Annotated in this window: 20 protein-coding genes, 1 tRNA gene and 4 pseudogenes; 6 read left to right on the plus strand and 19 right to left on the minus strand. The window is 44.5% G+C overall.

The window, feature by feature from the left end:
* The first annotated feature begins 638 nt into the window (after nucleotides 1-638).
* A tRNA-Ser gene (locus FC15_RS00450) sits at nucleotides 639-724 on the plus strand.
* 230 nt (nucleotides 725-954) lie between these two features.
* Here the strand turns inward: FC15_RS00450 and FC15_RS00455 are convergent.
* The 3 genes and pseudogenes from FC15_RS00455 to FC15_RS09285 all read right to left on the minus strand — a co-directional run.
* Nucleotides 955-1,401 (minus strand): AP2 domain-containing protein, encoded by a 447-nt coding sequence (locus FC15_RS00455; protein WP_057822817.1) that lies wholly within the window; start codon nucleotides 1,399-1,401, stop codon nucleotides 955-957.
* 90 nt (nucleotides 1,402-1,491) lie between these two features.
* Nucleotides 1,492-1,635 (minus strand): annotated as a pseudogene (locus tag FC15_RS09280) (LysM peptidoglycan-binding domain-containing protein); the annotation flags it as partial.
* Nucleotides 1,636-1,659: 24 nt separating this feature from the next.
* Nucleotides 1,660-1,929 (minus strand): annotated as a pseudogene (locus FC15_RS09285) (peptidoglycan amidohydrolase family protein); the annotation flags it as partial.
* Here FC15_RS09285 and FC15_RS00465 point away from each other — a divergent pair.
* Together FC15_RS00465 and FC15_RS00470 are read left to right on the plus strand one after the other, a co-directional pair.
* Nucleotides 1,928-2,698 (plus strand): quinolinate synthase, encoded by a 771-nt coding sequence (locus FC15_RS00465; protein ID WP_057822822.1) that lies wholly within the window; start codon nucleotides 1,928-1,930, stop codon nucleotides 2,696-2,698. The pseudogene FC15_RS09285 and the gene FC15_RS00465 sit on opposite strands and share 2 nt — an antisense overlap.
* A gap of 53 nt (nucleotides 2,699-2,751) precedes the next feature.
* Nucleotides 2,752-3,849 carry a cysteine desulfurase family protein gene (locus FC15_RS00470; protein WP_057822824.1) on the plus strand — a complete coding sequence of 366 codons (1,098 nt, stop codon included), beginning with the start codon at nucleotides 2,752-2,754 and terminating at the stop codon, nucleotides 3,847-3,849.
* Nucleotides 3,850-4,449: 600 nt separating this feature from the next.
* Here the strand turns inward: FC15_RS00470 and FC15_RS09075 are convergent.
* Nucleotides 4,450-4,719, minus strand: coding sequence for a hypothetical protein (locus tag FC15_RS09075; RefSeq protein WP_146979092.1), 270 nt, complete (start codon nucleotides 4,717-4,719; stop codon nucleotides 4,450-4,452).
* Nucleotides 4,720-4,957: 238 nt separating this feature from the next.
* Between FC15_RS09075 and FC15_RS00475 the strand changes: the two genes are divergently transcribed.
* The 3 genes from FC15_RS00475 to FC15_RS00485 all read left to right on the plus strand — a co-directional run bounded on the left by FC15_RS00475 (nucleotide 4,958) and on the right by FC15_RS00485 (nucleotide 9,017).
* Complete coding sequence (locus tag FC15_RS00475; RefSeq protein ID WP_057822829.1) at nucleotides 4,958-5,524, plus strand: TetR/AcrR family transcriptional regulator; 567 nt, start codon at nucleotides 4,958-4,960, stop codon at nucleotides 5,522-5,524.
* A 22-nt stretch (nucleotides 5,525-5,546) separates the two neighbouring features.
* A complete protein-coding gene (locus tag FC15_RS00480; protein ID WP_057822835.1) occupies nucleotides 5,547-8,102 on the plus strand; it encodes a YhgE/Pip domain-containing protein in 2,556 nt (851 codons plus the stop codon).
* A 234-nt stretch (nucleotides 8,103-8,336) separates the two neighbouring features.
* Nucleotides 8,337-9,017, plus strand: a complete 681-nt coding sequence (locus FC15_RS00485; protein ID WP_057822837.1) for a polysaccharide deacetylase family protein — start codon at nucleotides 8,337-8,339, stop codon at nucleotides 9,015-9,017.
* Between the two features lie 507 nt (nucleotides 9,018-9,524).
* Here FC15_RS00485 and FC15_RS00490 read toward each other — a convergent pair.
* The 15 genes and pseudogenes from FC15_RS00490 to FC15_RS00555 form a co-directional block, all read right to left on the minus strand.
* The gene (locus FC15_RS00490; protein ID WP_057822839.1) at nucleotides 9,525-10,226 is read right to left on the minus strand and encodes a hypothetical protein; all 702 of its coding nucleotides are present in this window, start codon (nucleotides 10,224-10,226) and stop codon (nucleotides 9,525-9,527) included.
* Nucleotides 10,227-10,260: 34 nt separating this feature from the next.
* Nucleotides 10,261-10,887 (minus strand): hypothetical protein, encoded by a 627-nt coding sequence (locus FC15_RS00495; RefSeq protein ID WP_057822840.1) that lies wholly within the window; start codon nucleotides 10,885-10,887, stop codon nucleotides 10,261-10,263.
* Between the two features lie 207 nt (nucleotides 10,888-11,094).
* Nucleotides 11,095-12,519, minus strand: coding sequence for an FAD-dependent oxidoreductase (locus FC15_RS00500; protein WP_057823106.1), 1,425 nt, complete (start codon nucleotides 12,517-12,519; stop codon nucleotides 11,095-11,097).
* A gap of 67 nt (nucleotides 12,520-12,586) precedes the next feature.
* Complete coding sequence (locus FC15_RS00505; RefSeq protein WP_083479010.1) at nucleotides 12,587-13,447, minus strand: ABC transporter permease; 861 nt, start codon at nucleotides 13,445-13,447, stop codon at nucleotides 12,587-12,589.
* Nucleotides 13,444-14,370: an ABC transporter ATP-binding protein gene (locus FC15_RS00510; RefSeq protein ID WP_057822842.1), complete on the minus strand. Its 927-nt coding sequence runs from the start codon at nucleotides 14,368-14,370 to the stop codon at nucleotides 13,444-13,446. Before FC15_RS00510 ends, FC15_RS00505 begins: the two co-directional genes overlap by 4 nt.
* On the minus strand, nucleotides 14,367-14,702 hold the full coding sequence (locus FC15_RS00515; protein ID WP_057822845.1) for a DUF1048 domain-containing protein: 336 nt from the start codon (nucleotides 14,700-14,702) through the stop codon (nucleotides 14,367-14,369). The genes FC15_RS00510 and FC15_RS00515 overlap by 4 nt, the downstream gene beginning before the upstream one ends.
* Complete coding sequence (locus FC15_RS00520; RefSeq protein ID WP_057822847.1) at nucleotides 14,695-15,024, minus strand: PadR family transcriptional regulator; 330 nt, start codon at nucleotides 15,022-15,024, stop codon at nucleotides 14,695-14,697. The genes FC15_RS00515 and FC15_RS00520 overlap by 8 nt, the downstream gene beginning before the upstream one ends.
* A gap of 151 nt (nucleotides 15,025-15,175) precedes the next feature.
* On the minus strand, nucleotides 15,176-15,523 hold the full coding sequence (rbfA, locus tag FC15_RS00525) for a 30S ribosome-binding factor RbfA (RefSeq protein ID WP_057822848.1): 348 nt from the start codon (nucleotides 15,521-15,523) through the stop codon (nucleotides 15,176-15,178).
* Nucleotides 15,524-15,541: 18 nt separating this feature from the next.
* Nucleotides 15,542-17,341: pseudogene (gene infB, locus FC15_RS09425) on the minus strand (translation initiation factor IF-2); the annotation flags it as partial.
* 966 nt (nucleotides 17,342-18,307) lie between these two features.
* Nucleotides 18,308-18,400 (minus strand): annotated as a pseudogene (locus FC15_RS09430) (translation initiation factor IF-2 N-terminal domain-containing protein); the annotation flags it as partial.
* A 20-nt stretch (nucleotides 18,401-18,420) separates the two neighbouring features.
* A complete protein-coding gene (locus FC15_RS00535) occupies nucleotides 18,421-18,735 on the minus strand; it encodes a YlxQ-related RNA-binding protein (protein WP_057822852.1) in 315 nt (104 codons plus the stop codon).
* Nucleotides 18,732-19,031, minus strand: a complete 300-nt coding sequence (gene rnpM / locus FC15_RS00540; protein WP_057823108.1) for an RNase P modulator RnpM — start codon at nucleotides 19,029-19,031, stop codon at nucleotides 18,732-18,734. Before rnpM ends, FC15_RS00535 begins: the two co-directional genes overlap by 4 nt.
* A 23-nt stretch (nucleotides 19,032-19,054) precedes the next feature.
* Entirely contained in the window at nucleotides 19,055-20,209 is a 1,155-nt protein-coding gene (gene nusA / locus FC15_RS00545) for a transcription termination factor NusA (RefSeq protein WP_057822854.1), read from the minus strand.
* A gap of 20 nt (nucleotides 20,210-20,229) precedes the next feature.
* A complete protein-coding gene (rimP, locus tag FC15_RS00550) occupies nucleotides 20,230-20,703 on the minus strand; it encodes a ribosome maturation factor RimP (RefSeq protein ID WP_057822857.1) in 474 nt (157 codons plus the stop codon).
* A gap of 141 nt (nucleotides 20,704-20,844) precedes the next feature.
* Nucleotides 20,845-25,170 (minus strand): PolC-type DNA polymerase III, encoded by a 4,326-nt coding sequence (locus FC15_RS00555; RefSeq protein ID WP_083479011.1) that lies wholly within the window; start codon nucleotides 25,168-25,170, stop codon nucleotides 20,845-20,847.
* Between the last annotated feature and the right edge of the window lie 37 nt (nucleotides 25,171-25,207).

Genomic DNA, 25,207 nt, shown 5'->3' on the forward strand with positions numbered 1-25,207 from the left:
TTAATTATGGCACAACTGTTCAGAAATTTATGTACCAAATACTAGGATAGGAGCACTCTTTGTTCAATGACTTTCTTAATTCCATCTTAGCATTATTCTTGATTTCACGCCATTTCTTAGTGTGCGAATTCTGCGCCTTTCGCCCATCACCAGGATAATACTCAACTGTACATCTACAATTTTCATGACGCCGATAAATATCGTCTGGTTTATCAAAGTAATCATAGAATCCAGCTAAATTTATACACCATTTGCAAGCTCGTCCAGACAGTCTCCGAGTTATCTTTGGGCTTAATCCTGCTTTTGCTTGAAACCTGCAGTTTTCCTCAATTGATTGATCAACAACATGCTGACTGAAATTGATAATTGGGTCTTGAAGCACCCATGCGACATCTTCAAATTTATCTGCAGTGGCCAGCTTGTTCACGAGCCATCAATTCTACTCTGGTCAAGTTTTGGCACCTGGGCATTTAATCGCAAACCAGCTTGGCGGTTCAAATCTGTTTGAACAGCGGTGTATCACCATAAACGAACCAGTTTTAGGTTGGCATAGCGACTCTATCGGCCACTGATTTTCGGACTGCCATAAAAAAACACTTTGCATTCAGAAGCACTTTTGTTATAATATACAGTGTTCTGGAGAGTTGGCAGAGTGGTAATGCAACGGACTCGAAATCCGTCGAACCCTTAACCGGGCGCGCAGGTTCAATTCCTGTACTCTCCTTAAAATATTAAATAAGAAACATTTTAAGGAAAGAGAAGCCTTGATAAATCAGCATTTGTCAAGGTTCTTTTTTTGTTTTTAACACTAAAAAGCACTAGAAAACAAAAATATTTTGGTCAAATTTTGGACAAAATAAAACAGCCTTTCCATTTAGGATTGGCTGTTTTTTACCGATTACCATTTTAAATTGGTCTAGTATAAAATAACCTCCATCCCTTTACGAGTGACGGTTATTTTTTAGGTATCAATTTATCGGCCGCTTCTTTTCGTGCTTTTGCTGCCTGCTCTATAGTGTCATATGTCCCAATGTGATATCGCTTTCCTGCTATCGTAATTGCGGCAGCGTAATGAATGGATCCATTGCGATACCTAACCCTTTTAACGCCAGTAACTCCAGTTGTATTGTCGGTTCTGATTTTTCGCTTGTCGTCTAGCAGAAAAACAGCAATACCATCAACTTTATTTGCTTCATATCCTGGTGCAATACTGTTGTTACGATCTCTCTTGATGTGGCCACAACTTATTGTGTGTCCATTTAATAAGTGCTTGCCAGCTATTTCTTTCTGTTTGCCACAATCGCATTGACATAGCCACATTGGCCTGCCATTACGATTGGCAACTCGACCGATTACCGTTAAATGTCCAAACTGCTGGCCAGTTAAATCTTTTGACTTCATATCGTTTCTACCTATCAAACCATATGTTGCGTTTGAGATAATTATTGCACAAAAATAAGCCTACCTCAATTAAGAGATAGGCTTAATATTTTATCTGATCAACAATTTCTGGCCGGGGTGGATAACTGATTTGATTGTTTTACCGTTTTGTCTGGCGAGTGTGTTCATATTAATCTTGTACTTATTAGCAATCAACCACCAAGAATCACCAGCCTTCACCGTGTAGTATGTGTGCCTTGCTGTTGTTTTATTGATGACTGCTTGCACTGCATTGTAGTGAGTAGCCAGCAGCGTCTTTCGCGTATCACCAGTTCCGAACACACCTTTTTTCACTTCATTGGCTAATGTGTTGTTCAACGAATCGACCGTGATTGCTCCAAGTTTGGCATTGACCACAGCTTGAACTGATGTGTTGAATTTTCCAAGCAATTTAGCACGCGTCTCACCAGAACCAACTTTGCCAGCAAGAACATCATTGGCCATCTGATCAATCGTTTTACCAGCAGTGCTGTATGCTGGCTGTTCCATGGCAGATATGGCCAACTCGTTTCAGCTGACTCAGGCGTGGTCACTGCTAACCAGTCAATTTGATGATGACATTTTACCAATTACTTACGTGAATTCGACCGCTGCCATTAAATCGTTTGTTGGCGATCATGGGGGTGTGGTCGTCACTTCCAGCAATGCTAAAAAAATTGTTAGTTGGGCGTTACAGCGTGCAAAACGGCTGCTATTTTTACCAGATCAGCATTTAGGACGTAACACCGCGCTAGCTTTAGGTTTAACGCCAGCAAATATTGGCCTCTGGCAAGCCCGCGCTAATCGCTTGCAAGCCACCAACCCGGCCGCGTTGCGTGTCATTCTTTGGGACGGCTACTGCTCAGTCCATCAACAATTCAAGGTTGCACAAATAGCGGCTTTGCGCGCGCAATATCCCGAAATCAAAGTCATCGTCCATCCCGAATGTGCTCACGAAGTCGTCGCGGCGGCTGATGAAGTTGGTTCAACTGCTGCAATTATTGATTATGTTCAACAAGCTCCTCGTGGCGCCCGAATTGCGATTGGCACTGATAACAACCTGGTTGGTCGCCTGATTAAGCAGTATCCCGAGAAACAGCTGATGTTTCTCAACCCGTTCTCCTGTTCCTGTATTCTTATGAATCGGATTGATTTGCCACATTTAGCATGGGCGCTGGACCAATTAGCCAGTGGCCAACCAGGAAACGTGATTACCGTCAATCCCGAAATCGCCAGTGGTGCTAAAAAGGCCCTTGACCGAATGTTGTCCTTAAGCTAATTAACCCTAATTTCGAATCATAGTAGTTAAGTTGTCTTGAAAGAAGGCGTACAATGATTTATTTCGATCATGCTGCCACAACTAAAATGAGTTCGGCAGCTTTACAAGTTTATCAAGCAGTAGCCAGAAACTTTTTTGCTAATAGCGAAAGTCTCCATCAGGCCGGCAATGCTGCTGGTCAATTAATTCAAGAAGCACGCACCAAGTTGGCAGCTAGATTTCAGCTAAATCCAGAGGGGATTATTTTCACTAGCGGTGGTACTGCAGCTAATCAGCTTGGCATTGCGGCATTGGCTCAAGGCATGCGGCAGCGAGAAATTCTAGTAAGTCCCTTAGAACACGCCTCGGTTTATCAGATTTTGCCAAAATTAGCCCAACAGGAACACTACCAAATCAAAAAGTTGCCCGTTGATCAACAGGGCCAAGTGACCCCAGCAATACTGACAGCTGCCATCACCGAAAATACTGGTTTGATTGTCATTCAGGCCGTAAATCCAATTGTGGGCGTCCGGCAACCAATTGCCAGCTTACAAGCAGTGGCGGCAAATCGACAATTGCCTTTATTTGTTGACGCCGTGCAGGGAATCGGTAAAATACCATTGAACCTAAGCCAAGTCGCTGGTTTTAGTGCTAGTGCTCATAAATTTAATGGCCCTAAAAATAATGGTTTTCTTTATTTAGCACCAACTTATCCGACAACACCTGAATTTCAAAATGTTTTCCAACAGCAAGGATTCCTCCCCGGCACACTGGACACCCCCGGAATTATCAGTATGTTAACAGCGCTAACGGATAGTCTGGCCAACATGCCCCAGACATTGCAACAACTACAACTGCTGAGAAAGCGATTGTATCAAGGGCTGGCAACTAGCTGCCGTCGCATTGGCCGCGACAGTGATTATCCTGGAATCTGCGGTTTACTACTACCCCACTTAACTGGCCAAGAAGTAGCCACACGTCTTGGTCAGCAAGGGATTTGTTTATCAACAGTCAGTGCCTGTAGCATTAAGGACCCCCGCCCTGATCCTACTTTAACTGCTTTAGGATTGACCGCCGCCGAAAGTGAGCGCTACTTGCGCTTATCTTTTGGTCCAGAAAACACTTTGGCTGAGGTCGATCAAGTTGTAGCAGCACTAAATCAGTACTGTTGAGTCGGCCGACATTGATTGATGCCAATTACAGACCCAAGTTCAAAAGCACTAAAACCTAGTGAAGTTTTTGAAACTGAATTGGTTCTGACTGCATTCCGGGCTGCGGGTTGTGGAACGCGGCCGGGATTGATTTGAGCTTATTGCTACGCAACAATCTCAAATACAACCCTTTGTCTAACTGCTAAAGCAGTAAGACAAATTTGGCTGCTACTCGCAAGCTCGGGCGCAAATAAAAACCATTGGCTGACAACCCGGTCCCTCCATTCTGTCTGGAGTTGAGTTAGTGACCTTTACCCTGTTAGTGATTAAGGCAGTTGCAGCAAGATTGAGCAACTTAATTCACTCAGCAGCAATAATTGAATAGTACGATAAAAAAATAGCCTGTATGATATCTTTCAATTCCATCTCGAAAGATTGTCACACAGGCTTTGTTGGTCACTGCAATCTGGTTTTCTTACATTGGTGCTCAGTTCTGTTAGTTTTATCTGTTGGTTGCTGGGCGATTGGCGTCAGGTAAGGGGCTTTCTTTGCGTACGAGCGATTTTGCGAGAAGCAGTGAAATTATTCTTAACGGTTTACCGTTTAGAATAAGGCTTGTATTTAAGATTTTTCGTAGAAAAAGCTTAAATCAACGCCCACGCCGTTCCACGCCCTAAAAATCGCCCAGCAACCACCTCCACAAATTGAGGAAGACTTGGCACTATTTACGTTCCACAACCCGCCGGCCGTAACGGAGTTGTCTGTTATTTTGCCCCAAACTAACTTTAGATTTAATCCGCTAATTCCGTCTAAAACTAAATTTAAATCAACAAACTTGACCGTCATCAGTTGCTTATTTCTAAAAAAATATAAACTATTTTTATTGTCCATTAACACGCAAGCAAGAATTTTGCCAGCAAGTAGAGAGCGCTGTCATAATAATAACCACGGCACCTGTCTAGACCGCAATCATTGTAAGTTCTGATCATGATAAGAATTATTTTCGTTTGCGAACGTTTAGCAGGTAAAAAAATACAAGTTGTAGGTTGACTAATGATAGTTGTCGTAATATAATTTCTCAACGTAGTCAAAAAGTGGCACATGGGATTTGAAGGTGGGTGATAACAATATGGGTAAACAGCACGATCTAAGTAAAGAGAAAATTATGGCCACAGCTCAAGAAATCATCGGCAATCAAGGCTTTCCCCAACTAACTTTTGGTAGTTTGGCTAAGACGTTGGATGTCCGTTCACAGTCGCTCTATAACTATTATGCGAATGTTGATGCCGTGATTGAAGATATTGGGACTAACTTTATGAAGACCTTGTATTTGAAAATGGCCGAGAATTTGACCGGTATTTCTGGCAAAGAAGCGTTACGTGGTTACGCAGATATTGCTCATGCCTATTTTGAATCACAAGGGCAACTGGTCCAATTGATTTATTACGTTCACCGTTATCCTGAAGACAGTCCTTTCGTCTTGGAAACAGGTCGGGTGTTAAATCTTTTGCGGCGAGTAACCCAACATATCAAGCTCAAGAAGATGACCAACGATGCTTACGAAGAAGCCTTTATCAGTAGCGTGCTCGGTTACACCGTGCTGGAAATCATGGGCTTTCTGACTAAGGTTCAGGCTAAGCAGCAACAATCGTTCCAGCAATTGGTCGATTTATATTTAGGAGAAGTTTTAGAGTAAGTGGAGGAAGTGTTTAGGTTTTATGATTAAGGATGAATTTGGTTTTATTAAGAAAAACAAATTAATTTTGTTATCAGTACTAGTTATTATGATTATCCCGTTCCTATATTCGATTTTCTTCTTAAAATCAGTTTGGGATCCTTATGGTGATACACAAGATCTGCCCGTCGCAGTCGTAAACGAGGATAAGGCCGTTACCTACAATGGTACTTCAATGAATGTCGGCCAACAAACAGTTGATAAATTAAAGAAGAATAAACAATTAGGTTGGAAATTCGTCAGTGCTAAGAAAGCTGCTGACGGTTTGAAAAACAACCAATACTACACAGTGGTAACTATTCCCAAGGATTTTTCGAAGAATGCGGCTACTGTTCTCAGTTCACACCCTAAGAAGATGCAATTGACTTACAAGACCAACGATTCGTTGAACTACTTAAGTCAAGTTATCTCCGGAATTGGTGTGGATACCTTAGATAAAGAAATTCGTGCTAATGTAACCAACGCCTATGCTAGCGCCTTATTCGAACAAGTTAAGGTTGTTGGTAAAGGCATGAAGACCGCTGGTAAAGGTGCTACCCAAATCAACAATGGTTTAGTAACCTTGGATGATGGGATCAACACTTATACTGTCGGTGTCTCAACCGTCCATGATGGTATCCAAACGATGAGCTTAAAGGTTAGCCCATTATCCAGTGGCGTGCAACAATTAACCACTGGTGCCAACCAGTTGAGCAGTGGTGTTGGTACTTATGTTGCTGGGACTAACCAAGTTGCTTCTGGGATCAGTACTTTGAACGGTTCTGTCGGCACTTTGCAAAGTGGTGTCCGAACTTATACTGGTGGCGTTTCTCAATTGGCTAGTGGTTTGAACCAAATGGGTAGTCAGACCGGTACGTTAAAAGATGGTGTTGCGCAATTAGCCGCGGGTAGCACAACTTTAAATAATGGTGTCAGTGATTACGTTACTGGTGCAACTAAAATTGTTGGCGGTGTTTCTCAATTATCTGATACATTAAAAACTTCATTACCACAAAGTACCACAACAATTACCACTAACTTAGCCAAAGTTAACGCTGGAATAGATCAAATCAAAGCTGGTTTGGCAAATCCAACATTAACAGAAGAACAACAAGCACAACAAGCAGCCGTCGCTGCAAAAATTGCAGAATATAACCAAACTATTGCTGCCGGTTTGGCTCAGAGCCAGGCTGGTGCAGATGCTGCTACAGCTTTGAAGGCTTTGAAGGCTTTGAATGAAACTTACCAAACTGCTGCTTCTACACAAGCAAAAGCAACTACTGCAGCAATTACTGAGTCTCTTAATATTTTGGAAAGCAAAATTAATGAATTATCAACAGGTGTTACTCAACAATCTGCTGAACAGATGGAGACTTTATCGGCTGCTTTAAACCAACTTAATGCTGGTGGTAAAGAATTAACAGCTAACAACACTAAGTTAACCACTGGTGCCAAAACACTTAACGCTGGTTTAGTTCAATTAAATGGTAGTGTTCCCGCATTAATTTCCGGCGTTAGCCAACTTCAATCAGGTGCCAACCAATTAACTGCTAACAACGCTTCATTAAACAACGGTACAGCCCAATTAGTTTCTGGTGTTAGTCAATTAAATGCTGGTGGTCAGCAATTAGCTGCTAATGGTAGTGCGTTAACTAGTGGTGCTAGCCAAGTTGCTGGTGGTTTGACAACCATGAACAGTCAATTACCTGCCTTAACTAGTGGTGTCCAACAATTACTTGATGGGACGACGCAGTTAACTGATAACAACAAGGAATTAACTGGTGGTGCTAGCAAGCTTAAGGGCGGTTCTAAGACGTTAGCGAAATCATTAGTTAGTGGTGCTAAAGAAGTTAACGGCATCAAATTAACTAGTGCGACTGCTGATATGTTTGCTGCTCCTACTAAGACAAAGCACACTTATTACAGTAAAGTAACCAATTATGGTCATGCTTTAGCTCCTTACGTCTTGTCATTAGCATTGTATGTCGGTGCTTTGGTCTTCAACTTTGCTTATCCAATTCGTAAAGTTTCTCGTCGCGATGGCACACCAACACAATGGTTCTTCAGTAAGATTACTATTGGTGCGATTGTTGCCACTGGGATGGCTGTTGTAGAAGCAACCTTGATCATGGTCGGCGGTTTGCATGTTGAACATGTGGCCCTCTTCTACTTCATCGCTTGGTTGTTCGCGATGACCTCGATGTATCTCGTCATGTTCTTGTCAATGTGGCTGGATAACCCAGGTCGTTTCATCGCCATGGTACTCTTGATGTTGCAATTAGGTGGTTCTGGTGGTACCTTCCCAATGGAAATTACCAACCACTTCTACAATGTCATTCATCCATTCTTACCAATGACGCATTCAATCCTTGGTTTCCGTCAGGCAATTACTAGTGGGATTGCTAGTGGTACTGTTGGTTATGGTATCTTCTACATGATCCTTGTTGCCGTAATTTCCTTAGGCTTACTCTGGTTAGTCATGCATCGTTTGCAAAAGAAGGGACTTATGGGTATCTCCCAATTAGATGACAATCAAAAATTACAAGCTGTTGAAAAATAGTTTTTAAACGAAAACGACCTCACAAAATGAGGTCGTTTTTTTGCAGCTCGCTTTTGACTAAAAGATAGAGCTTTACTAACTTGTCTAGATTAGTTAAACTGAAAGTAACATCGAGGGAGAGGAACCAAAAAATTGAAGAAATCTAGACTACTACTAATACTCAGTCTTAGCACTTTAATGATTCTGAGCGGTTGCCAGTCACCGAAAAAGCCAACCGTCCAAGGATCAGCTAATGTGAGCTCGACCACTAGTACGCAAAAATCCAAAAAAACAACGGCAACAACTAGTAGTGAGTCCAGTTCAGGCAACAGCGCAACTAGTAGCAGTCAGGCAACAGCTGCTAGCAGTTCCAGCACTGATGTTGATGCGCAAACCCAAGACAATTCACCAACAAACGTTACTGAAAATCGCGCGGCTACCAATCATATTGTCAGTGCGGATAGTTATGCTTATTCAGCCGCCGAGGTGCAAACGGCGATGACTGGCCAACCCACAACGATTACCCAACCGACTGTTTTCTTAACGTTCGATGATGGCGTTAATCAAACGATGACGCCGCGAGTTCTGCAAACCCTAGCTGAACAACAAGTCCACGCCACCTTCTTCGTAGTTGGCAACACGCTGACCAACGCTGCCAATCAGAATATGCTGCAGCAGGAGTATCAGGCTGGTCACGGAATTGCCGTTCATAGCTATGATCATAATTACAACCTGCTCTATCCTAATCGCGTTGCTAACGCCGCCGCAATCGTTCGAGAGTATCAACAAACTAATATGCTCATGACCCAGATTCTCGGCAATGACTTCACGACAAAAGTTTGGCGGTATCCTGGTGGTCACATGTCTTGGCGGAATCTGGCACCAGCTGACGCCCAACTCAAACAATTAGGTGTTACTTGGATATACTCTCCTTAAAATAGTTTTACAAAGCTTGATGTCACGATGTTTATCGTTGATATTAAGCTTTTTTTATACTGGTCTTCATATGGTGATATTTTGGCTAATTTCCTCCGCTGTCGGCGTGCGATCCGACAGAACCATCTGATCAAACGCTGGATAAACGGAAGGTGCCGGTAGATAAGTGAGTGTGTGCACGGTCTTAAAGTAGTCGTCTGCTTTCAAATCCTGTTCCTTGTATAAACGTAATGGTAGCAACACTAAATATGTGACGCCGGACTAATCCTTGATGTGATAATAGCGTTCTGGGTAATCATACTGGCCTTGCGTGTCGCGAATCGAACCAACGCCATCTTGAATTTCTACTTGCGCGGTTTGTTCAGCACGATAGTTACTTGTTTCATTCTCAGTCAGTGGTGCAATCGTGATTTCAGCGACTTTAATGCCTAGAAAACTGGCCCGTTGCCTGATGGCTGTGCGCCAAACTGCATCCGAATACCAGGGCTTGAAAGTTTTCTTCAGAAATTAAGATTTAACGGTGTGATTCTGTTGTTTGACAGATTTCGCGTGTGCCTTGTCAGAGCGTGAAGCTGGATTAGACCAACCAGGTAAATGGCGACTCAGATAGTTTTCGAGTGCAGCCAAGAAAACCGGTTTAAATTGCGTGGTCAGAAGTTGCCTAAGCGCGCGTTCATCCATTTTCTGTGTTTGTTTGATGCGTTGTGCCTCGGCGACACTGAACCCTTTTGGAAAGTTAAATTTAGTCCTGATTAGTCTGATCTTATTGCTCAGCTGGCTAAAATGATACTCACTTTTAAAGCTCGCCTCAGCTTGTGGACGACCGGGATCGTCTAGATTCGCTTCCCAATAAGAAAGTATGATCCGGTGCGTCGCGGGTGTGATCTCAATTTCAAAATTATAGCCATCATCAGAATCTTGATCTCTGAAGACAAAAAAATGATGCCCTATTTTGGGGATGACGAAATTGATGTTGAAGGTCAGATTGTTCGCCCGTTGATCATCAACTTTCACGGTCGTGGGCTTAACAAATGTCATCGTATACTTGTTATTGACCGAATTTTTATCGATATTTCGGACAAGGTTTTCACGTACGAAGGCCGCACTGACACGATCCTGCTGCTGATTGTGATAAAAAAATAAACCGACGGCCACCAAAACTAATACACCTGCGACCATCGCGATACCACGATAGATGCTCTGTTTCATGATTTCCCCCTTGTATCATGAGTCAAATGGTTGACTAGATTTCAAAGAATGGCCGATTATATTCTTTGGCAACAATCTTAAACTTAAATAGATCAACATAACTCCACGTGAGCGTCATATTAACCAGACAGAAAAGAACTGCGACGAAAATCGCCACGTATAGATTGAAGGCTAAGCTAAACTCGAAAAGAATTGCCAATATCAGTAATAGCACAAACTTGATCATCTGAAATGACAACTGGATTTTTCTTGCATGCAAGGAACGCTGCCGAACTAACGCCCTAAAGTCGGCAGGAAGTGGTGTGTACACCGGCAATGCAATTGAATGCCCCCAGCTTCCCACCTCGAGTGGTTCTGGTTTAGGATGATAGCCGATTGCTCGAAAGATTGCCAGTAAACCTGAGTACCCAAGATAAAAGAAAATAAAAAATACGCCCGTATACCAAACGATTTGCTGCCCGAACAATAGCCGATCAGTCAGTGCATTCGCCGCTAAAAGCCAGGCGCCCAAACAAATCCAGAAAAATAAGGTGACCAATCGACTAGTCGGTAACTTTGCATTGGCAGGAATACGAGGTAATTGTTGTGATTCGATCATTTCTGTCGATTCAGTTGTTGCTATGGTTTTGATCGTTTCTTGTTTTCGACGAATTACTTTCATTGGCAAACCACCGCCAGTACGCGACAGTCGTCTCTCAAAACTGACGCTAACTTTCCAAGCTCAGTGTGCTGTTGAAATCTGACCTCACACTTTTGTAATTCAGCTGCATTTTTCATGACAACCTGATTTGTCACCGTTTTAAATAATCTCATTTCATGATCTCCCCCAAGATTCTTAATGTCTTGATTAATCTATGATACCTACCATTCAGTCGTGATGTGATGATTGAATTCGTTGCGCGCGTTCCCAATTTTGGGTGGCAATTTGAATGGCATCCCACGGTGAGCCCACCGGTGGTGAATATGATAGATCCAAGTCGCTGATCTCCGCAACGGTTAGATTCTGGGCAATAGCGACTGCAAAAATATCATTTCGTTTTGCAACCTCACTCCCATATCGTCCGAACAGTGTCGCGCCTAATAGCCGGCCAGTGACTCGGTCACCAACGATTTGAATTTTGATTGGCTGGGCACCAGGAAGATAAGCCTTGTGATCATCGGCGTCAGTTGTGATGACCAATGGTTCAAAGCCGGCATGGCGAGCTTGTTCTGGTAAAAGTCCCGTTCGCGCAATCACTGAATTGAAAATTTTCACGACCTGTGTGCCAACAACGCCTTTAAATGTGCGCTGAAATCCTGCCGCGTTGGTGCCCGCGACCCGTCCCTGCTTGTGCGCAGTCGTTCCTAATGGCAAGTAGGTCATTCCTAATAAATGGTGGCGCGTTTCGACCAGATCACCGGCGGCGAACACGTGGGGTAGCGTCGTCTGCATGTATTCATCCACCTTAACAGCGCCGGCTTGGCCAATTGTCGCACCAGCATTCTTTAGCAGTTCAGAATTGGGTTCAACACCGACGACGATCAGAACCAGATCGAAGACGCGTCGTTGCGTAGATACAGAGGACACGGCATTCTCGTCAACCGTTTCGAGTCTTACGCCATCGATGTGCTCGTCAACCCGGCGGACTGTCGTGTGTGTCACCACTTCAATTTGATGTTCAAGAAGTTGTTGGTGAACTAGCTGTCCGAAGTCCGCTGTGACGGTCGAGAGTACTTCGGTCCCACGTTGAAAAATTGTGACTTGTAAGTTGCGACGAGCTAAAGCCTCCGCCATTTCTAAACCAATGTAGCCGGCCCCAACAATCGCAACTCGCGTCAGCGACAGGTTTTGAAGCTGATGTGCTAATCCAAAATAATCCGCCATCGTGTGCAGGACATGAACTCTTGAATGAGGCTGTGCCAATTGTGATAAGTCTAAATTGGTTAACTCGGCTAACCGCGGCCGCGCGCCCGTTGCAACAATGAGTTCGTCGTAATCGAACACACGCCGTCGTCCACGAGTCGTTGCGGCGAAAACTTGTTGCTTGATCGGATCAATTTTGTCGGCAATCGTCGACATTTCAAAGATGATGCCAGTTGCCTCGAGATCGCTCAACTGGCGATGTGCTAATGACTGCCATTGCGTCACCTCGCCACCAATGGCATAAGGCAGGCCACAAATCGATAAGTTAGGGAATTCATCCGCCAACAAAAGATGCACTTCTAGTTCCGGGTCTAGCGACTTTGCTTGCAACCCAGCAGAGATCCCCGCGTCGCTACCACCGATAATTAATAATCGTCGTGCTGCTGTCATTCTAGCCACATCCCAATCATTCGAATTCATTTCAAAGCATCGGCTCAATTTATTTAGTAAGATCAATTTATTTTCCGTCATCTTGCCTTTTTAAGCAAGCCAATCTACACAAAAAAATCAGCAATTCTGGTAAAACTCCCAGTCTTGCTGATTCATTCAAAATAAATTGACGTGCGCGACCGATACGCTTGCTCCAAACGAAGGACAGGCCGCTGATACCAATCATCCAGGCTAACGACTGCCAAAAGGACGCGCTAGGCTCTTGACCAGCTAATAATTCGCGTGTTGCTGTGATCATGGTCGTCATTGGTTGATGCTCTGCAAACAAACGAACAGCTGTCGGCATCCCCTTGACCGAAGCAAAGGCAGAGCTAACGAATAACAGCAATAATAGCAGATATGAGAATGCGCTGGCGGTATCAATACTCTTCGCCATCAAACCTAAAGGCATCGATAGCCAGGTCACCATCACTGCAAAACCGAATAGTAATACAAACGTCAGTAACCATTGACCTAAATTTGCGTTTGAGCGAAATCCAGTCAACAGACTGACCAATAAAACCACAATTGTTGAGAACATTAAGAACAACACCGACGAAACGACCTGCCCGTTAAGAACCGCGCTCTTTGCAATCGGCATCGATTTAAACCGATCAAACATGCCACTCGACTTGTCCATGAAGACGCGCAACGCGGTGTAGGCCGAGCCAGTCGCCAATGTCATGAAAAGGATGCCGGGTAAAATATAATTGACGTACTCGCGATGACTAACACCAGGCAGCTGCATCGACCCACCCAGAATATAAATGAACATCAGCAACATCGCAATTGGCATCGCCACCACCGTGATGATCGTATCGATTGACCGCAGATTATGCTTAATCAGGCGATTCGCCAGCGTGAGGGTATCTTTCAAATAATTGATCATCCTTGAGTCACTCCTTTGGTTAATTTCATGAAGACATCGTCCAACGTTGGGCTAACAAGTCCGAAGTTGTCGATTGGAACCTCGGCATCGGCTAGCTGTTTCAGAATGGCCAATGACTGGTGGTTACCCGCCGATAACGTGACAACGAGTGTCACTGGATCGAGAACTGTCACTTGTGCTGTTTCAAGAATTTTTTGTGCGACGAGTGAATCAGCATCATTCTTAAAAATTAACTTCAACTTCTCTGCCCCAGCAAGCTGCTTCATCTCGGCCGGCGTTCCCGTCGCGATAATCTCACCATCCCGCAAGAAACCGATGCGATCCGCCAGCTGGTCTGCTTCTTCTATATACTGTGTGGTCAGAAAAATCGTCTTACCTTTCGCCTTCAGTTCGCGAATCATCGTCCACAAATCATTGCGGCTTGCCGGATCGAGGCCAGTCGTCGGTTCATCTAAGAAAATAATCTCTGGATCTCCAACCAAACTCATCGCCAAATCAAGTCGTCGAGCCATCCCACCGGAGTATGAGCCCGCTGCTTTATTGGCGGCATCGGTTAAACTAAATCGTGCGAGCAAGTCTTGCGCCACTACTTTTGATTGCGGTAAATGACGTAGTTTGGCAACCAGCGTCAAATTTTCCATCCCAGTTAAAACATCATCGATACTTGATTGTTGACCACTATACGAAAAACGTCGCTGAATGGTTAACAAGTCTTTAGGCAGGTGATGGTGTTCAATCTCAACATCACCTCCATCTGCTGGTAGCAATCCTGTCATGATCTTGAGTAACGTGCTCTTACCTGCACCGTTAGCACCCAAGAGGCTATAGATCGTTCCTTGCTCAACAGACAAGCTGACGTGATTCAAAACTTGTTGCTTGCCAAATCTTTTCTTGATTTGGTCAATCTTAATGATTGTGGTCAATTCTGATCTCCTCTCGCTTCCTCACGCAATTGCCGCCGCTGCTTATCAATCCAAGTTTCTTCCGGGTATTCACGTAAAAGTTCATCCGCGAATTCCGCGATGTCTTCGCCGACAACTGATTCAACCGTCGCGCCTTCAGCAGCTGCTTCTTCGAACATTTCGAGCACTTCTTTGACGACACCCATCATGCCGGCGCCTTTCGCCCAATTGAACAAATACTTTTGAATAGCCATCATCGCACGTCGAAAATCTGGCGGTAACTTTTCAACACGTGCTTGATGCTCGTTCCACTCGCGCTTGTCACCAATTAACTTCTTGATAAGATTATGCATGATCGTCCTCCTTGATCGTCGTCATCACTGATGCTAGGAATTGCCACTGCTGCCAAAAGTTTTCCAGCCGTTGTCGGCCAGCATCATTGAGTTGATAAAATTTGCGCATGGGTCCCAGCGATGATTTCTTGCGAGTAACCGTTACTAGCGATTGCTTCTCCAAACGAATTAAAATCGTGTATACCGTTCCTTCTGCCACATCTTCAAAACCGACTCGGTTTAAATCCTTCGTGATTTCATAGCCATACGTCTCGCCAATACTGATGCGCTGTAGCACGATTCCTTCGAGCACACCTTTCAGCAATTCTGTGGTAATTATCATGGATTCGCCTCCACTACTCTTTACAACTAAGTACTGGTACATTTTATAACGTAGTAGTTGATCCGTTAAGTCGGACCATCGACCGATATTGACACAAAAAAGAGCCTATCTCATCAACAATGTTGATCAGGTAGGCTCCCTTTGAGAAAAGCTAATTCTTTGCGTTCATCTGGCGAATCAGTTCATCAATATGTTCGCCGTAACGAACTGAATCATCCTGTAAAAATTCTAATTCTGGAATCTTGTAGATCTTGATACGAGCTGCCAACTCCTTACGAATCAATCCACTCGCTTTATCCAGCCCTGCTTGCGCCTTCTCGACGTCGTGAGCCTTGTTGGACAAGATACTGTAATAAACTTTAGCATGCTGTAGATCGCCTGTTAAGTCGACTCCAGTGATGGTGACACCAGTGACCCGAGGATCACGTACTTTTTTAAGTAGGATGTCATTGACTTCGCGTTGCACTTCTTGTTCAACGCGTCCGATACGATGTTTCATTGTTCAAAACCTCCAATGCTATTGAACAGGAACTTTTTCCATCACATAAGCTTCGATTTCGTCATCCACTTTAATATCATTGTAGTTCTCAATCATCAAACCACATTCAAAGCCGGCGCGAACTTCCTTGACGTCATCTTTGAAGCGTTTCAGTGATGAGAGCTTGCCATCATAGATCACAATGCCTTGACGAATCAAACGAACACCAGAGTCGCGTTGGATCGAACCTGTGTTGACAAAGCAGCCTGCAATTGTCCCTAACTTCGTCACCTTGTAGAGTTCACGAACGGTCAAATTACCGATAACTTTTTCTTCATAGGTTGGTTCCAGTAAGCCCTTCATTGCCGATTCGATCTCATCAATGGCACGATAAATGACATTGTGTAATCGAATATCGACGTCTTCGGAATCTGCTTGTGACTTGGCCTGAGGGGTTGGACGAACGTTGAATCCAATGATGATGGCATTACTTGCGGAGGCAAGTGTGACATCACTTTCGTTAATTGCACCAACGGCTTGATGGATAATGTTGACACGTACACCTTCAACGTCGATTTTTTGCAAGCTACCAGCCAAAGCTTCGGCTGATCCCTGTACGTCGGCCTTGATGATAACGTCAACTTCCTTCAACTCGCCCTCTTTCATTGTTTCGAAGAGGTTATCGAGAGTGACACGATGCGACTTGTTACGCTCAGCTAATTGGGCACGTTTAGCACGCTCTTCACCAGCAGCGCGGGCCGTCTTTTCATCTTCAAATACAGCAAAGTGATCGGCTGCATCAGGAACATCATTCAGACCGGTAATTTCAACTGGTTCTGAAGGATAAGCTTCCTTGACACGGCGGCCACGGTCGTTAGTCATCACACGCACACGACCAAAGGTATTACCGACAACAATTGGATCACCTGTCCGCAACGTTCCTTGTTGAACCAAGAGTGAGGCCACTGGACCCTTACCCTTATCCAAACGAGCTTCAAGAACCGTCCCGACACCCTTTTGATCAGGGTTAGCTTTCAGTTCCAAGACGTCGGCTTCCAGCAAGATCATTTCGAGTAACTCATCGATGTTCGTCCCCATCTTCGCTGAGATCTCAACAAAGATCGTATCGCCACCCCATGATTCAGGAATCAAACCGTACTCGGTCAATTGTTCCATCACATGGTTAGGATTAGCACCCGGCTTATCAATCTTGTTAACTGCGACGATAATTGGCGCATTAGCAGCTTTCGCATGGTTGATGGCCTCGATCGTCTGTGGCATCACGCCGTCATCGGCAGCAACAACTAAGACGATAATATCGGTCACATCTGCACCACGCGCACGCATGTTAGTAAATGCGGCATGTCCTGGTGTATCCAAGAAAGTGATCACACGACCATCAAGTTTAACCTGATAGGCACCAATATGCTGCGTGATTCCGCCAGCTTCACCGGCAGTCACATGAGTATGACGGAGACGGTCAAGTAAGGTTGTCTTACCATGATCGACGTGTCCCATGATGGTTACAACAGGTGGACGTGGTGATTGTGTTTCTTTATTGGCATTCTCTTCGTTGAAGATCGTATCAATATCTGAAACGTCTTCTTCAATTTTTTGTTGTGATTCAATACCATAATCGGTCGCGATCAATTCAATCGTGTCGTTATCGAGTGATTGATTTTGGTTGACCATGACGCCTAACATGAAGAGTTTCTTAACGATTTCGGCAGGTTCGCGGTGCAACAACTTACCTAAATCTTGTGCGTTCATGCCTTCAGTGTAGACCAAGGTTTCTGGCAATGGCCGATCCTTACGCTTAGGCATTTCTTTCTTCACTTGATGACGTTGTTGTGCCTTTTGCTTACGCTTATTCTTCTTACGTGCACCTGGCTTGAATGGCGTTGCGTCTGGACCAAAGTTGCGTTCGCGGCGTTGGTTATTATTACGATGATCTTCTTTATGAGTCTCTGTCGTCTTCTTAGCGACTTCTTGTTGTGCAACAACCGTTTCGGGTGTCTTAGGAATCTTCACTTCAGATTTTGGTGCGTGACTTTGTGTAGGACGCGCTGAATGAGTGGTTCTGGTTTCGGCAGTCTTGGCCACTGTTTTCTGCTCTTGACGACGTTTCTCCTGACGACGCTTGCGTTCGTGCTCGCGTTGTTGTTGAATGTCAACTTGAGTTTGTGCAGCCTGTTCCTTGTATTGTTCTAGATGGCGTAAACCAGCATTTCCTGCACGTGGCGTTGGTGCTGAAGGACGCTGATTATTATTGCGGAAATTGTTTGAGCGTTGACCTTGATTGCCAGCTGCATTATTGCGTTGGCCTTGAGGACGACGACTCGATGACGGACGATCGTTGTTACCCGAACGTGCCTCGCGATTTTGCGAGCTAGGGCGCTGATTACCAGTTGTCTGTGCAGGACGTTGAGATTGACGATGCTCGCCAGTCGTTGTCGAGCGTTGTTGATCGTGAGCTGGGCGCGCGTGATGCGTATTAGGCGTCGACGATTCGTTCGGACGGTTACGTCTGATTGCTGTCACCTTAATTTTAGTCTTGCCACCCTGCGTTGTATGGTCGGCATTTTCTGTCGATTTTTTGGCACCAGTTTCTGACGTTGACTTCGTCGCATGAGTTGCCTCATTCTGATGTGTGGTTACTTTTGGTGCAGGTTGGTTTGATGTCGATTTTTGATTAGTCGTCGTTTTCTGCTCAACTTCTTTTTTCGTAGTTTTTGGTGCACCTTGCTTAAATGACTGACTTAAATGATTGACTTGCGCCTCATCAAGTGTCGACATATGGTTTTTAACATCGTAGCCGGCCTCATTAGCCTTAGTAATTAAGTCCTTGCTTGCGACGTTTAATTCTTTTGCTAATTCGTAAACACGCTTTTTCCCCATATTTCACACTCCTTAATTGTTTAATCCATTAAACTCACCATACCTTTGGCAAAACCTGGGTCGTTAACACCAATGACCTTACGCGGTTGTCCAATTGCCTGAGTTAATTGTTGGGTGCTAAAAATTTCAATCACGGGAATATGATTAAAATTCGATTTATCTTTGATCCGCTTCGATGTATTAATACCGGTATCGCTCGCTAGAAAAACAACGTGAACTTGATGTGCGCTGATTGCCTTAAGCACGAGTTCTTCGCCCGTCGTCAGGCGTCTGGCACGTTGCGCGAGTCCCAATAATTGCAAAATCTTTTGGGGATCTTTTTGTTGTGACTTCATTGCTGTTGACCAAATAATTCTTGCCGTGCTTTTTGATGATCCACATAGGCAAACAATTCATCATAAAATTCTGGTGCAATTTTTTGATCGAAAACTTTATCTAAAACACGTTTGCCTTTTGCAGCTTGAACCGCTGCTGGATCTAACGAAACGTATGCGCCTCTGCCTGACTTCTTCCCAGTTGGATCGATGCTGATCGTCCCTTCTTGATCACGCACGATGCGCACCAATTGCTTCTTGGGTAACATTTCTTCAGTCAAGACATCACGACGCATTGGAATCTTTCTCTTCTTCATCATGATCACCCACCATCTACAAACTAGTCTTCAGAGTCAGTCGATTCCTCTGTTGTTGGTGTTTCTGTATCTTCAGAAACTGCTGCTGAATCTTCGACCGGCATTTCGGCATCAACACCAGCTTCATCACCCTCGTCGTCGACAAATTCGACTTCTGATTCAGGCTTGATATCGATCTTAAATCCAGTTAACTTAGCAGCTAAACGCGCATTTTGACCACGTTTACCAATTGCCAGTGAAAGTTGATAATCAGGCACAACCACCATGCATTCATGTTGCGCTTCATCAAACTGAACGGCGATCACCTGCGCAGGATTCAGCGCATTGGCGATGTAGTCAGACGGATCTTCTTCCCACTTCACGATATCCATGTTCTCACCGTTTAATTCATTCACGATCATTTGAACGCGTTGCCCTTTAGGCCCAACACATGTGCCGACAGGATCAACGTTTGGATTGGTCGAGCGAACGGCAACTTTCGAACGATCACCTGCTTCGCGTGCAATCGACACGATTTCAACGGTGCCATCGTAAACTTCTGGAATTTCCTGCTCAAATAAACGCTTGACTAGTTCAGGATTCGTTCTGGAAACGAAAACTTGAGGTCCTTTTGTGGTGTTTTCAACTTTGCTGACGAACACTTTGATTCGATCATGGGTTTGATACGCTTCATTAGGAATTTGATCCTGCTTACTCATGACCGCTTCAATATCACCGAGATCAACATAAATGAATTTATTGTCGCGACGCAAAACCGTCCCTTGAATAATTTCATGTTCATACTGCGTATATTCGTTAAAGATTTGTGAACGTTCGGCTTCACGTAGGCGTTGCATGATAACTTGCTTCGCCGTCTGGGCAGAAATTCGACCGAAGTTACTTGGCGTCACTTCAACTTTGAAGTCATCATCGAGTTCGTAAGCTCGATTTTTCTCCAAGGCATCTTTCAAACTCACTTCAAGACGCGGATCCGCAACCTCTTCGACAACCTTTTTGACGGCATAAACGTGAATGTTACCGGAATTCTGATCAAAATCGACTTCAACGTTTTGTGCTTGATTGTAGTTACGCTTATAGGCAGAAACTAAAGCCGCTTGAATCGCATCGATCACGACTTCTTTTTTGATCCCTTTTTCCTTCTCGAGCGCATCTAATGCGCCTAATAACTCTTCATTCATAATACTTTCCCTTCTCAATCCTAGAATTCGATAGCCAATCTGGCCTTAGCGATTTGATCGCGCGGAATGGTGATTGTTTTTGGACGGCCTTTTTCCTTATAATCAAGCGTTACTTCGGTCGCCGTCACCTGCTGTAGAAAACCTTCGTAGGCTTTGCGCTTATTGATTGCCGCATAGAGTGAAAAATGGACATATTCACCAATGGCGGCCTGATAATCAGCTTCGTTTTTTAATGGTCGCTCAGCTCCGGGCGAGGATACCTCTAAGACATAAGCTTGAGGGATGGGATCAGGATCAGCAGCATCTAGTTGTTCACCTAGCAAATCACTGACCAATGCACATTCTTCGATATTAATGCCACCTGGTTTGTCGATGTAAACACGTAAGAACCAGCTGGACCCTTCTTTGACATATTCCAAATCAACGAGTTGAAAATGGTTAGTATTGAGAATCGGCATAACTAACGTTCGAACGGTTTCTATGACTGAACTCAAAACCAAACCTCCCTTCAGTAAATCGGCCAATAAAAAGAGTGAGCATTTCTGCTCACTCGAACCAATTCTTGACACTATTATAGCATGATTTACCCCATTTGCCAAGTGGCACGATAGGGACTAACCCGGCACTATTTCGGCCTAAAATAATGACAATTGATTCTCATCGGGTAACTCATCTAAGACCCCGTTTTCAGTCAGATAATCGATAATCGTCTTCGAGACCTTACCACGCGTTGCCAAATCTTCTTTCGATAAGAATGGCTTTTCAGCACGGGCTGCAACGATTTGCTTGGCAACATTGGCACCTAATCCAGGCACGGCATTGAACGGCGCCAAGATGGTATGGTCATCCAAGATTTGGAAATCATCGGAATCCGACTTCTCGATATCAACCATCTTGATCTCGATGCCACGCTCCAAACATTCATTGGCGAGTTCCATCACTGTCAGCAGGTTTGCTTGCTTGACCGCGCGTCCCTTACCTTTTTCATTGATCTCGTCCGTCAACTCCTGCATCCGCGCCTTAACAGCTTGTTTGCCATGAGCCATCGCGACCAAATCAAAATCATCTGCGCGCACGCTGAAATATGCGGTGTAATAAATAATTGGGAAATAAACCTTAAAGTAGGCAATCCGCAAGGCCATCAAAATATAAGCCGTGGCATGAGCCTTCGGAAACATGTATTTGATCTTCAAGCAGGAATCGATATACCAGTCAGGCACGTTCTCATTTTGACGGAGAACTTCTTGCCACTCATCTCGGATTCCTTTCCCCTTACGAACACTTTCCATCACCTGAAAACTCAGCTGCGAATCAACGCCCCAATGAATCAAGTCCATCATGATGTTGTCACGACAACCAATAACATCTTTCAAAGTAACAACACCCTGGTTGATCAGCTCTTCAGCATTTCCCAGCCAAACGTCAGTCCCGTGCGAAAGCCCCGAAATCTGCAGTAATTCGGCAAAGGTGCTGGGATGAGTTTCCTCCAACATGCCACGAACAAACGCGGTCCCGAATTCAGGTACACCTAGCGTTCCCATCTTAGAATGAATCTGTTCAGGGGTCACACCCAGTGATTTAGTGCCAGAGAATAGCGCCATCACACCGGGATCGTCCGTTGGAATCGTGACCGGATCGATGCCGGAAAGATCTTGCAACATTCGAATCATCGTCGGATCATCATGTCCAAGAATATCGAGTTTCAAAATATTATCGTGAATCGAATGGAAATCAAAGTGTGTCGTTTTCCACGCGGAATCAGTTTTATCAGCAGGATATTGAATCGGCGTAAAGTCATAGATGTCCATATTATCTGGAACAACGATGATGCCCGCTGGATGTTGCCCTGTCGTGCGCTTAACGCCCGTAGCACCAGCAGCTAAACGATCGACTTCGGCGCCGCGCAAATGTTTATCATTGACTTCTTCATAATGCATGACATAGCCATACGCCGTTCGATCGGCAACCGTTCCAATCGTTCCGGCACGAAAAACGTTTTTTTCGCCGAACAGCACTTTCGTGTAGTTGTGTCCAATTGGCTGATAATCTCCGGAAAAGTTCAAATCAATATCGGGCACCTTATCACCCTTGAACCCTAAGAAAGTCTCAAATGGAATATCATGGCCGTCTTTGACGAGATCTGCGCCGCACTTTGGACACTTCTTATCGGGTAAATCAAAACCGGAACCATATTCGCCTTTAGTAAAGAATTCGCTATATTTGCAATCTGGACAGCGATAATGCGGCGGGAGTGGATTAACTTCGGTGATCCCAGTCATCGTCGCGACAAAACTTGAGCCGACCGACCCACGAGAACCAACCAAATAACCGTCTTTATTACTCTTGAAAACCAGCTTTTGGGCGATCAAATAAATGACGGAGAACCCGTTACCAATAATCGACTTGAGTTCTTTTTGTAATCGATCATCGACCAACTTTGGCAACGGATTGCCATACAACGAGTAAGCCTTGTTCATCGCAAGCGAACGAATTTCGTCTTCTGCCCCCGGCATTTCAGGTGTATACAGACGATCCTTGACAGGTGTGATTCCCTCATCGATTGAATCGGCAATTTGGTTGGTATTGTCGATCACGATTTTTTTCGCCAAATCTTCACCTAAGAAGGCAAAATCTTGCAACATTTCGCCAGTTGATCGGAAATGTGCGTCTGGCAAGACTTGTCTATTCAAAGGATTCCCTTTATCCGCACGAATCAAAATTTCTCGATAAATGGCATCATGTGGATCGAGATAATGGACATCTCCCGTTGCCACAACTGGTTTATTGAGATCGTCTCCCAATTTGATGATATTTTTAATAATTTCTTCTAAGGCTTCATCATTGTTGATCAATTCGCGTTGAATCAATGGCTGATAAATCGCTGGCGGCATCACTTCAAGGTAATCATAGTATTGTGCCTTCTGACGCGCTTCCTCATAACCCTTCTGCATCATTGCGGTGAAGACTTCGCCGGATGAACACGCGGATCCAACTAAGATGCCCTCACGATACTGATTCAATAACGAGCGCGGCACTCGAGCGACCCGGTAGAAATAATCCACCATTGAACCCGAGATCACCTTGAAGAGATTCTTCAAACCAGCCTGTGTTTGAGCCAATAGAACGGCGTGATGTGGCCGCGCTAATCGATAAGCGTTGCCGCCACCGACATGATCATTCAATTCAGAAATATTCGTCAACTGGTAAGTCTCGTTAAATTCATTCAGCAACGCATAATAGAGTAAGCCAGTCGCTTCAGCATCGGCGTCGGCGCGGTGATGGTGTTCCAAAGAGATATTGTAACGCTTAGCTAAGGTGTCAAGCTTATGATTGGAATTCTCTGGATGCAACAACCGCGACATTTCCAGTGTATCAATCACCGGCGCGTGTACAGCCGGTCGTGACAACCGACGCAACGCGGCATTCAAGAAGCCAATATCAAAGGTCACATTGTGTCCAACTATGGCGGCATCGCCCACAAAATCCATGAACTTCGAGATAATTTCTGCTTCGGTTCCACCTGCTTGAACCATTTCATCCGTAATATTCGTCAGATTAATTGTTGTCGCCGAAAGTGGATGACCAGGATTGATGAATTCGTCGAAACGTGCCTGAACTTGGCCGTCCTTCATCTTAACTGCCCCAAGTTCGATGATGGTGTCATAAACGGCAGATAATCCAGTGGTCTCCACGTCAAAAATCACGTACTCCGCAGTCGCAGCCTCTTGATCACGCAAGTTATAAGCAACTTGATTGCCGTCATCCACAAGATTTACTTCGACACCATAGATCAGTTTTAAATCGAATTTTTTGCTGGCAGCATGGGCATCAGGAAAAGATTGGGCGCCGACATGGTCAGTTAATGCTAAAGCTGTTTCACCCCAAGATTTGGCGCGTTTCGCGAAATCACCAATCGAATTTGTCGCATCCATTTGACTCATATTGGTGTGCAAATGTAGCTCAACGCGCTTTTGATCGCCGCTGTATGAATCCTGAGGTTCGGGATGTTTAAATTCTTGGATTTCGTTAGCATTTAACACAAGTTCGTGGGTGAAGGTATCGTTTTGAACGCTACCCTGAGCATAGACCCACATTCCCTTGTGGAATTGCTCGAACAATGGCATATCTTCGCCGTTTTTTCGTGAAAAGCGCTTGATGATGATTGAGGAAGTGTAATCGGTGATCTTCAACGTCAGCAATGAGCGTCCAGAATTGAACGTCTTGACTTCGGTATCAAAAACGTACCCCTGAACATAGACACTACGCTCCTCTTGTTCGATTTGGTCTAAGGTAATCAGATCAGTCTTCGGATTCAATTGACCTCCGATGGATACGGGACCATCAGGAATCGCCGCTTCTTGTTGTTGCTGCTGCATTTCCGCCTGCTTTTTAGCGGCCGCCGCAGCAAATTCTTGATTACGCTTCTCTTGTTGACTCTTCAAGTCTTTGATTTTTTCTTGTGTTTTCGATTCGTCAACGTTGATGCGAAACATCAGCTTCGAAAACCCGACGCGCTGATAGCCCTCTTCAATGGTACCCATCGCTTGTTTGACCATGAAACTTTTAACGATCTCGTTATCTACATTCAAGAAAATCAAGCCGTCTTTGAACTCAGGCATCTGATTATTGCAAACCTCAGAAATCATTGGTGAGTTGAGGCCAATTTGTTGAACGACGTAACGCCAATAGGTTTGGAGATCTTCCTCGGTAAATGCTGGATCAGCGGTCGTTAATTCAAGATCAACGGCTGCAATACCTTCAAACGCATGTGCCAGTTTCTGGCTGAACGTTTGATAAATTTGGAAGGGCAAAATCTTCGCAATTTTGATTTTAAATGTCCATCGCTTCGAGACCTCATGAACGACGAGCTGTGATAATTCGGCGTGGTCGAAATAGGCCGCATCGGCTGCTGGCCACTGAATCTGTTCTAATAACTTTTGAATTAAATTTTCTTCTGCCAAAATACCTCTCCTATAACGAGTTCAACCTTGTCCAGTA

This window comes from Lapidilactobacillus concavus DSM 17758 (assembly GCF_001435835.1).
Taxonomy (GTDB): domain Bacteria; phylum Bacillota; class Bacilli; order Lactobacillales; family Lactobacillaceae; genus Lapidilactobacillus; species Lapidilactobacillus concavus.

Excerpts from the sequence above, each read along its gene's own strand:
- FC15_RS00455 (WP_057822817.1), bottom strand. The coding sequence starts at position 1,401 with ATGAAGTCAAAAGATTTAACTGGCCAGCAGTTTGGACATTTAACGGTA.
- FC15_RS00465 (WP_057822822.1), top strand. The coding sequence starts at position 1,928 with ATGGCAGATATGGCCAACTCGTTTCAGCTGACTCAGGCGTGGTCACTG.
- FC15_RS00470 (WP_057822824.1), top strand. The coding sequence starts at position 2,752 with ATGATTTATTTCGATCATGCTGCCACAACTAAAATGAGTTCGGCAGCT.
- FC15_RS09075 (WP_146979092.1), bottom strand. The coding sequence starts at position 4,719 with ATGGACAATAAAAATAGTTTATATTTTTTTAGAAATAAGCAACTGATG.
- FC15_RS00475 (WP_057822829.1), top strand. The coding sequence starts at position 4,958 with ATGGGTAAACAGCACGATCTAAGTAAAGAGAAAATTATGGCCACAGCT.
- FC15_RS00480 (WP_057822835.1), top strand. The coding sequence starts at position 5,547 with ATGATTAAGGATGAATTTGGTTTTATTAAGAAAAACAAATTAATTTTG.
- FC15_RS00490 (WP_057822839.1), bottom strand. The coding sequence starts at position 10,226 with ATGAAACAGAGCATCTATCGTGGTATCGCGATGGTCGCAGGTGTATTA.
- FC15_RS00495 (WP_057822840.1), bottom strand. The coding sequence starts at position 10,887 with ATGAAAGTAATTCGTCGAAAACAAGAAACGATCAAAACCATAGCAACA.
- FC15_RS00500 (WP_057823106.1), bottom strand. The coding sequence starts at position 12,519 with ATGACAGCAGCACGACGATTATTAATTATCGGTGGTAGCGACGCGGGG.
- FC15_RS00505 (WP_083479010.1), bottom strand. The coding sequence starts at position 13,447 with ATGATCAATTATTTGAAAGATACCCTCACGCTGGCGAATCGCCTGATT.
- FC15_RS00515 (WP_057822845.1), bottom strand. The coding sequence starts at position 14,702 with ATGCATAATCTTATCAAGAAGTTAATTGGTGACAAGCGCGAGTGGAAC.
- FC15_RS00520 (WP_057822847.1), bottom strand. The coding sequence starts at position 15,024 with ATGATAATTACCACAGAATTGCTGAAAGGTGTGCTCGAAGGAATCGTG.
- rbfA (WP_057822848.1), bottom strand. The coding sequence starts at position 15,523 with ATGAAACATCGTATCGGACGCGTTGAACAAGAAGTGCAACGCGAAGTC.
- FC15_RS00535 (WP_057822852.1), bottom strand. The coding sequence starts at position 18,735 with ATGAAGTCACAACAAAAAGATCCCCAAAAGATTTTGCAATTATTGGGA.
- rnpM (WP_057823108.1), bottom strand. The coding sequence starts at position 19,031 with ATGAAGAAGAGAAAGATTCCAATGCGTCGTGATGTCTTGACTGAAGAA.
- nusA (WP_057822854.1), bottom strand. The coding sequence starts at position 20,209 with ATGAATGAAGAGTTATTAGGCGCATTAGATGCGCTCGAGAAGGAAAAA.